Annotated in this window: 1 protein-coding gene; it reads left to right on the top strand. The window is 69.1% G+C overall.

From position 1 onward, the window contains the following. Positions 1-101: 101 nt before the first annotated feature. Positions 102-732: leucine zipper domain-containing protein (locus tag M8J73_RS34290; RefSeq protein WP_249829478.1), on the top strand; the 631-nt coding region annotated here is incomplete at its 3' end.

Here is a 732-nt window from a genome sequence, read left to right as displayed (position 1 = left end):
TGTACTCGGCCATGAGGTTGGTGACTCGCGTCGGTAGTTGATCAAGAGAAGACCTCCGGGCGTAGTGGAGATGCCTGTCTTCACCACAACCGGAGGTCCTGGTGGCCCACGCTAATGCCCGGCTGACCTTTCACGGCAGATGTCTTTTGGTGCGCCGTGTCGTGTACGACCTGCGTCCGGTGGCGCACGTGGCCAAGGAGCTGGGAGTGTCGCGCCAGTGTGCGCACCGGTGGGTGGCCCGTTTCCGGGCCGAGGGCTGGAATGGCCTGCACGACCGCTCCAGCCGCCCCCGCAGCTGCCCGAGGCGTACCCCCGGACATATCGAGGCCGCAGTGCTCAGCGCACGGCGCACCCACCGGCGGGGCCCGGACTTCCTCGCCGCGGAAACCGGTGTCCCCGCACGGACCGTCAGCCGCATCCTGCGCCGCCACCAGATCCCTCGCCTGGCGTCCTGCGACCCGCTGACCGGACAGCCCATCCGGGCCGAACGTCGCAGCCCTGCGCGCTACGAACGCGCCCGGCCCGGCGAGCTCGTCCACATCGACGTCAAGAAGATCGGACGGATCCCGGACGGCGGGGGATGGCGGGCCCACGGCCGGGAAGCCGGCAAGACCTACGCGCAAAAACGGGCTCGGATCGGCTACGACTACGTCCACGCCGCTGTCGACGACCACTCCCGCCTCGCCTATGCCGAGATCCATGCCGATGAGAAGGCCGACACCTGCGCCGGCT

It is taken from the genome of Streptomyces neyagawaensis, assembly GCF_023516595.1.
Classification (GTDB): domain Bacteria; phylum Actinomycetota; class Actinomycetes; order Streptomycetales; family Streptomycetaceae; genus Streptomyces; species Streptomyces neyagawaensis.
This window is presented reverse-complemented; position numbering and strand designations above follow the sequence as displayed.